General features: G+C 38.6%; 4 protein-coding genes and 1 pseudogene. 4 read left to right on the top strand and 1 reads right to left on the bottom strand.

Annotated elements, in window-relative coordinates:
- On the bottom strand, positions 1 to 1884 hold a 1884-nt coding region (locus PMI13_RS06550; RefSeq protein ID WP_039889321.1), incomplete at its 3' end, for a glycosyl hydrolase.
- A gap of 107 nt (positions 1885 to 1991) precedes the next feature.
- Here PMI13_RS06550 and chrA point away from each other — a divergent pair.
- The 4 genes and pseudogenes from chrA to PMI13_RS06535 all read left to right on the top strand — a co-directional run.
- Complete coding sequence (gene chrA / locus PMI13_RS06545; RefSeq protein ID WP_007841928.1) at positions 1992 to 3113, top strand: chromate efflux transporter; 1122 nt, start codon at positions 1992 to 1994, stop codon at positions 3111 to 3113.
- A 180-nt stretch (positions 3114 to 3293) separates the two neighbouring features.
- Entirely contained in the window at positions 3294 to 3467 is a 174-nt protein-coding gene (locus PMI13_RS21110) for a hypothetical protein (protein WP_156104504.1), read from the top strand.
- A gap of 317 nt (positions 3468 to 3784) precedes the next feature.
- The gene (locus PMI13_RS06540) at positions 3785 to 4483 is read left to right on the top strand and encodes a DUF1826 domain-containing protein (RefSeq protein ID WP_034670847.1); all 699 of its coding nucleotides are present in this window, start codon (positions 3785 to 3787) and stop codon (positions 4481 to 4483) included.
- Positions 4484 to 5365: 882 nt separating this feature from the next.
- Positions 5366 to 8020 (top strand): annotated as a pseudogene (locus PMI13_RS06535) (hypothetical protein); the annotation flags it as partial.

The following is an 8020-nucleotide window of genomic DNA, read 5'->3' as shown; positions in this document are numbered from 1 at the left end:
ATCCAGGCTATGCACTTCAATCAGAAACAACGTGTGGTACTTCCTTTTTCCGTAAGTGAGGAAGCCTTTCTTTACCTCTGAATCTTTAATCACACGTTCAGAGATATAATCACAGGCATTGCCGTTCTGATGGATAGATTCCCATATTAAAGCCTGATAAGCCGGCGATACAAGAGTAGGAAAAGGCTCATTCTGTGCCCCATATTCCGACCACTGATCCGCAAAAGGCGCTAAAAGAGCAATATCTGCAAACATCGTCGCCTGCTGCAATATGGCAGACAATCTTGCGCGGTAATCTGTATAATACTTAAAATAGGGCCAAATTGTATTCTTCTCATTGAAATACCCACCATAGGTAATCCAGCCAGGAAAAGCTGCCTCCGGCGGAGAATAATTAAATCCGTGAAAAACAGGATGGGTAACTCCTGATACCGTACTCTGGTCACCTGCTATTTTCAGAATCTCCAGTGCTTCGTTAAAGACCATGTCTGTATTGGTAAGCTCTTCAGAACTGATCAGTTTTTTATCTTTTAGATGGGCAGCTGAGGAAACTATTTTATTGATCATGGTATTTCCCCTGCCCAGATGCCACGGATATTGCATGAATTTTTCTTCACTGATATCTTCTCCTATGCCGTATTTCAGCCAGGTTTCACATTCAGGGATATCCAATTCAAAACTGCCTTCCAATGGAAAATAGCCGCGTCCATATGCCTGTGCTCTTGATTTTATCTTATTGTCTTTACACCATTGCGCAAAGGTACGCACAAATCTTTCCTCGAATATCTCGGCTTTGGTCAGTTCAAAATCATAGCGCATCCGGTCTGTCATTTTTTTGAACTCAGGGCCCATTTTTACGGGGTAAAGGATATTGGCACCGGTGGTATTTCCCATACTGCCGATTTTAAACAGGACAAAAGGCAGATAGGGGTATAAGTCGTATCCTCGTCTTTTTTTAAACTCACTCATCATATCATGGTTCCAGTTGGTTCCTTCCGTCTCAAGGCTATCAATAAAAAAAGACCGGATGCCAGGTGCAAGCGGTCCTATTTTTTGCTGGATAGTATCACTCATCCTGTTAAGGTATTTCTTCACGGCAGCAGTGTCATAATGGTTCAGCACAGGACCCATACCCCCGGGAGCACCCTGGATGACATTCATAAAACGTTCTATCTTTACCAGCCCGTAAACAGCATACTCTCCTTTCGGCACGGAAACCCTGATCATCCCGTTTTTAATCTGGTCAGACAGATTAATAACTTCATCCATATGATTGAGCGGATCAGGTACGAGTTTTACCTCCAGCATTTCCATTGTTCTCCCACTATATGGATTCGTAATGGCAGGATCGGCCTCTTTGTATAAATCAAAAAGGGAGAATTCCGTTTTTAGAGGTCCTTTCAATTTTTTCACAGCCACAACCACAATCTGGGAGCATTCTTCTTTTTCCAGAAAATCGCCCCCCACAGGAAATCCTGTACCAACAAGCACATCACACGTCAGTCCTAATGATTTGGCTTCTTCAAGCGTGAATCTCAATAATTCGATCCATTCATCACTTAGCCATTCTACACTCGGTTTATCCACATCATCAGTGCGCAAAGGAAATGATATAGGATTAATTTCCACACCACCGATGCCTGCATCTTTTAAAATCCTGAGTTCACGCGCAAGTTCTGCTTTTTCTATTTTATTGCCATTCCACCACCAACGGACAAACGGACGGTAATGATTCTCCGGATTACTGAATATTTCAAACAGTGATTTATATTGTGGTAAATTTCCATCTGCGAGCATTCCGTACACATGTGAAGGCAACGCATTCATTAGCATTAAACCGGGCACTGCTGCTGAACACTGTTTCAAAAAGTCTCTTCTTTTCATGAATGGCTGAAATTGCAATAATTATTTAAGCCAAATTTAATAGATTTGTTAATAATATTACCGTTTGTCAGAAAATAATATGAGACAGATGTTCAGTTTACAAAAACATGGAAAAAAAGTATAGCCTGAAAGAACTTGCCGGTGTTTTCCTGAAACTGGGGATTACAGCTTTTGGCGGACCTGCCGCCCATATTTCCATGATGCAGCAGGAAATGGTAACAAAACGGCGGTGGATCTCAGAAGAGCATTTTCTTGATCTTATAGGCGCTACCAACCTGATCCCGGGACCAAACAGCACAGAAATGGCTATCCATATCGGGCAGGACAGAGCCGGCTGGAAAGGCTTAATGATAGCAGGACTCTGTTTTATAGGTCCTGCTGTTATCATTACCTTATTTTTTGCATGGATATATAAGCAATACGGACAGCTTCCTGAAGTACAGCCTTTTATTTACGGAATAAAGCCGGCAATAATATCTGTGATACTTGCAGCCATTTATCCATTGGCAAAGAAATCATTGAAAAGCTTCCGGCTATGGGCTATTGGCAGCATTGTACTGGTACTGTCCATATTTGGAATCAATGAGGTTTTCCTGTTATTCGGAGCCGGTATATTGGGTATGATGCTGCATCTCACTAAGCAGTCTGCAATGCATTCTTTTATCCCTTTTACCTTACTGCAAATTTCAGACTTTGGTATTATCTCGGCAAAAAACCTTAACCTTTTCCTGGTCTTCCTGAAAATCGGCGCGATACTTTATGGCAGCGGATATGTACTGTTCGCTTTTTTGGATGCCGAACTGGTAGTAACAGGCCTGCTGACCAGGCAACAACTGATTGATGCCATTGCCGTAGGGCAATTCAGACCCGGACCTGTTTTCTCTTCTGTTACTTTTATAGGATATCAGATTAACGGAATTTCAGGGGCATTGATTTCTACGATAGCTATTTTTTTTCCTTCATTTATATTTGTAGCACTGCTTCATCCATTAATGAAAAGAATACGTAATTCAAAACTGTTATCTGCATTTTTAGATGCAGTAAATGTAGCTTCTGTTATTATTATTGGTATGGTGTGTTACGAGATGGCAAAAGACAGCATCATTGACTGGCGTACAATAGTTATTGCAGTAATCAGCTTATTCTTTGTCTTTAAATTCAGTAAAATTAATACTGCATTCATTGTATTGGGTAGTGGGATATTGGGTTATCTGCTTTTTAATATATAAAAATAACAGCGGCCAATTTGAAATTCCATTTTTTACAATAAAATCGGAATGAAATCATTTTGAGTTCTGATATCTTTAAAAAAAACAATATTTTATTTACAGTAAATCGACTTTTAATGATAGAAGAATATCTATTAATTACAAATTGGCATAATATTTTAATATATTAAGAAAAAAAATATGATGAATACAATTAAAAATCTCGGTCTCATTGTTCTTCTCGGGTCATTTGTTTTTTCCTGCGCACCCAGACTGAAACCTAATGGAAATCATGGACTTCCTCCGGGGCAGGTAAAAAAAGTAACAGGGACTAAATCAGCAAAACATTACGCACCCGGACAATACAAAAAATAATATGCACAATTGATGATCAAATCTATTGTAAAGGAGTATTTCGAAAGCTCTGCAATACAAGAAAAGCCTTTAAATAAACCATTTAAAGGCTTTAAAATTTTTAACAGCCATCTTGATTAATTAATAAAAAATCACACCAATTATTTCTCCAATGCGGAAAATAAAAATTCCTTTATGATAGTTTACACATCGGAGTGTACAAAAGTGGTAGGTTAACCAGTACTTATATAAAAACAAATTTAATCTTACCATTATCTTCTGACCTATTCCTTATTTTTGCAAAGAATCAAACAACTCAATTGTTTTATTCTACAGCTATGAACAATAAATTTTCTGACAACAATCAAATTGGAATGGCCTCTACTTTTTCTGAACTTGTAAATATGGATTTTCAGGGAATTATGAATGCAATTTGCTGGCACAGAAATTTAGCTGGAGATTTTAAAGAAATTGTGTCTAAGCTTCAATTAAAGGAAAACATTACAGAAGTTTCCAAGGAAGACCTTTTAGTGCTGCAACTTTTAGAAAAAGGTAATATTGCAAGGGAAATTATCTTAAATGATTTACAGTTATTAACAGATTTCGGGGCGTCTCCGTCTCTTAATCTGCTTAAGTGCTACGAACGGGACGAAGAATTGGATTTCCTATCAACAGATGTATATTCGTATCATGTTGACCGCTCCCCCATTGAAACGGATACTTTTTTATGCACTTATCATGGTGCTGCAAGTGATATACTACCTAATAATCAAGCTGAACAAAAAATTTTAATTCCGGAAATCCGGGAAAAGCTCAAAGAATTACATGACGGTCCGGAAGCAGAATTTGAAACCTTCCTGAAAGACTATTTCTTCGATCTGCATTATCAGCCTAAACCTAATGCAGAACCTATCAATTTAGAATCAGGACATCTTTGGCGTCTGGCGGTAGATCATCCGGCACAACAAGCCTTACCTTGCATTCACAGAGCTCCTGTTGAAAACGATAGTGAATATCGACTGCTTTTGATCTGTTAAATAATTATTTGATATCTACTGCCCTTATTCAGAAAATGGTATAAAAGGAAGCACAATTCTAAACAGCCAATTGAAATTTCAAACAATAGTAATGCATGCCATTATGATGATTTATCATTAAAAATAAAAAGTCCAATATTCTAAGAGTATTGGACTTTTTTATTTAAAAGGTAGAAATTTTTAAAAGAAAAATTATTTCCTAATACAGAAAGTTAACTACCCCATGTTTATACATAATTGTTAAAAATCAGTATTCTGATCAGCAAAAAGTAAAAAATAATGCTAACAATTCATTAACAAATACATTAAAAACAATCATTAAAAATATTAACACAATAAAAAACATAAATAACTAATAAACAACTATTTACATATTAAAATAATAACATTTTTTATGATAAAAAATAGATTAACATAACAATTTTTAACACCATAACATTAACCTGTTATTTATGGTTATCTATAATTTTGTTAACTCAATATGCCACTAAAACTTAAAATTGTACCTAATTCGGCTAGTGTATATAGTTTATTTTAAATTATTCACCAAGAAAAGATAAAATACATTGTTATGTATAGCCTTCTTTTTTTGAGTAAGTAGGTATTAATACCCTAAAATTTGAAAGAATAAACAGATAACGGAGAAAACTTAAAAACAGGAGTTTACTAATACTTGATAACATTTGGGAGAATGGCTGCACTTACGCACAAGTTCACTTTAACAGATGGCTTGTTATCCGTTCCTAATCCAAATCTGTGAGTAATCTATCCCGCTTAAATTAGCGGTAACAGGAAATTTTCAAAAAAAGATTTTCAAATTAAATGGACCAGTATATAATCGTATAATTTCCAATATAACATTAAACTTTTATAAACAACTTTATGAAAAAAAAGATTATTATTTTTTTTATTTTATTGTGCATCACAGGCTTTAACAAAGCCCATGCACAAGATACAGATGGTGACGGAATTGTAAATACGTCCGATCTTGATGACGATAACGACGGCATACTTGATTTGGATGAAGGCTGCGGAAATATAGTCAGCTCGGAAGAGCGCGGAACATTTGGTACCACTACTGTTAACCATAATCTATCAGCAAATCCGGGACCCGGATATAATTATCAAAGCGGGCAGTTACTGAATGCAGGTGATTATGCTGTTATCAGTAATGCTGCTCCACAGCCACATCCCAATCCCGAAGGATGGAATTATAACGGACATACTACCAATACTGTAACAGATGCCTATCTGGCAGTAAATGGTAGTACCCAGGTAGGAGTATTTTTCAGACAGAGCGTCAGATTAGTTGCAGGTGCTACTTATACCTATTCTTTCTGGCATGCCGGCGCCGTTAATACAAGTCTTGCTAATGGATATAATATCAGGATCCGGGTAATGAATTCTTCTAATACAACTGAACTTGCAAATGCCCTAACCGGCCAAATGAACTCAAATATATGGTCTCAAACTTCGTTAAGTTTTACCCCTACCGTAACAGGTGACTACAATATATTGCTTCAGAATGAAAGTACAGGTTTTACTGGGAACGATTTTTCAATAGATGATATTTCATTTACTTCTCCCTGCGGAACACTGGACACGGACGGCGATGGTACACCTGATTACCTTGATCTGGATTCAGACAACGACGGGTGCTTTGATGCCCTGGAAGGAGACGAAAATGTTGGCAATATACACCTCAACAGTGATGGAAGCATTAATATTTCAGCAACAGGGGGCATAAATTCAGACGGAGTTCCCAACCTAGTGAACGCAGGAGGAACATCCGATACAGGAAGTGACACAGGCCAGGGTACAGGAAGCTCTATTAATGCAGCAATAAATACGGCATGTACAGATGATATGGATAATGACGGATTTACCAGTCTTGTTGATTTAGATGATGATAATGATGGTATTCCCGATACAGTTGAAAATACCTGTATACTTCCCTCCACTACCGGTACCTCTGCCCAGCCTCATTTAAGGTGGGATCTTAACACAACTCCCCTTCCCGGCGGCCTGGAAACGAATCAACTTACCCCTGATGTTATTACGGCCAACAGTACGGTGTCTTTCGGAAGCGGGATATTGGCAGTAAACAATGCGTCAAGGTGGCAGATCAGTAATGTGAACTCTACTACCGCAACACAGGCAAAAACCAATAATGATTATATCCAGTTTACGGTTCCTATGGCGGCAACCAGCAACAGGGTTCTCGAGCTGAAAGAATGGACTACCAATGGTGGACAGAATCCGCCACCGCAAAATTTATCTATTGAAATTGCAGACAATGCAGCATTTACCGGGTCTACTGTTTTATACACCGGGCCTAATACCAATACTGCAGGTTTTCAAAAGTATCCGTTTACGACCAATTACAGATTGCAAAAAGGAACGGTATATTATGTAAGGGCCTATATTTATGGCTCTTCAACCACTGTTGTTATGGATGGTTTCGGGCTTGGTGCACAATGCTTCACAGATACTGACGGAGATGGCATTCCGGATCCTGAAGACCTGGATTCAGACAACGACGGATGTTTTGATGCCCTGGAAGGAGATGAAAATATTGGCAAATTACAACTCAATCCGGATAGCAGTATTAATGTTTCGGCTAATGGAGGTACCAATAACACAGGGGTTCCGAACCTTGTGAATACAGGAGGAGCAGCCGATATAGGAAGTGATACAGGCCAGGGTATCGGTGCCTCTGCCAATGCAGCGATCAGTACGGCATGCGCAAGTGATACGGATAATGACGGGATTGCCAACACCACTGATTTAGATGATGATAATGACGGTATCCTGGATACTGTAGAAAATACCTGTATACTCCCCTCAACTACCGGTACCTCTGCTCAGCCCCATTTAGGGTGGGATGATAATTTTACCCCCTTACCTGGTGGTCTGGAAATTAATCAACTTTCCCCGGATGTCATTACCGCCAACAGTACCGTGTCATTCGGAAGCGGAATATCAGTTGTAAACCAGAATTCAAACTGGCAGATAAGTAATGTGAATTCTACTACCGCAGCACAGGCAAAAGCCAATAATGACTATATCCAGTTTACCATTCCTATGGCGGCAACCAGCAACAGGGTTTTAGAGCTGAAAGAATGGACCACATTTGGTGGCCAGCCTAATCAGCCGATGCAAAATTTATCCATTGAAATTGCAAACAATGCAGCATTTACCGGGGCTACGGTTTTATTTACCGGAGCCAATACTAATGGGCCAGGCTTTCAAAAGTATCCTTTTGGAGGAAACTATAGATTACAAAAAGGAACGGTATATTATGTAAGGGTTTATCTTTATGGTTCTGCTCCCACTGTTACTATAGACAGCTTTGGACTTGGTGCACAATGTTTCACAGATACCGATGGAGATGGTATTCCGGATCCTGAAGACCTTGATTCAGATGGGGACGGATGTTTTGATGCCATAGAAGGAGATGAAAATGTTACTCCAACACAGCTGAATGCAGATGGCAGTATTAATATTTCAGCTAATGGAGGAATAAATGCCACAGGA

This window comes from Chryseobacterium populi, assembly GCF_000282115.1.
GTDB classification, from domain to species: Bacteria; Bacteroidota; Bacteroidia; order Flavobacteriales; family Weeksellaceae; genus Chryseobacterium; species Chryseobacterium populi.
This window is presented reverse-complemented; position numbering and strand designations above follow the sequence as displayed.

Coding starts and splice junctions, on each gene's coding strand:
- PMI13_RS06540 (WP_034670847.1), top strand. CDS start 3,785: ATGAACAATAAATTTTCTGACAACAATCAAATTGGAATGGCCTCTACT.
- PMI13_RS21110 (WP_156104504.1), top strand. CDS start 3,294: ATGATGAATACAATTAAAAATCTCGGTCTCATTGTTCTTCTCGGGTCA.
- chrA (WP_007841928.1), top strand. CDS start 1,992: ATGGAAAAAAAGTATAGCCTGAAAGAACTTGCCGGTGTTTTCCTGAAA.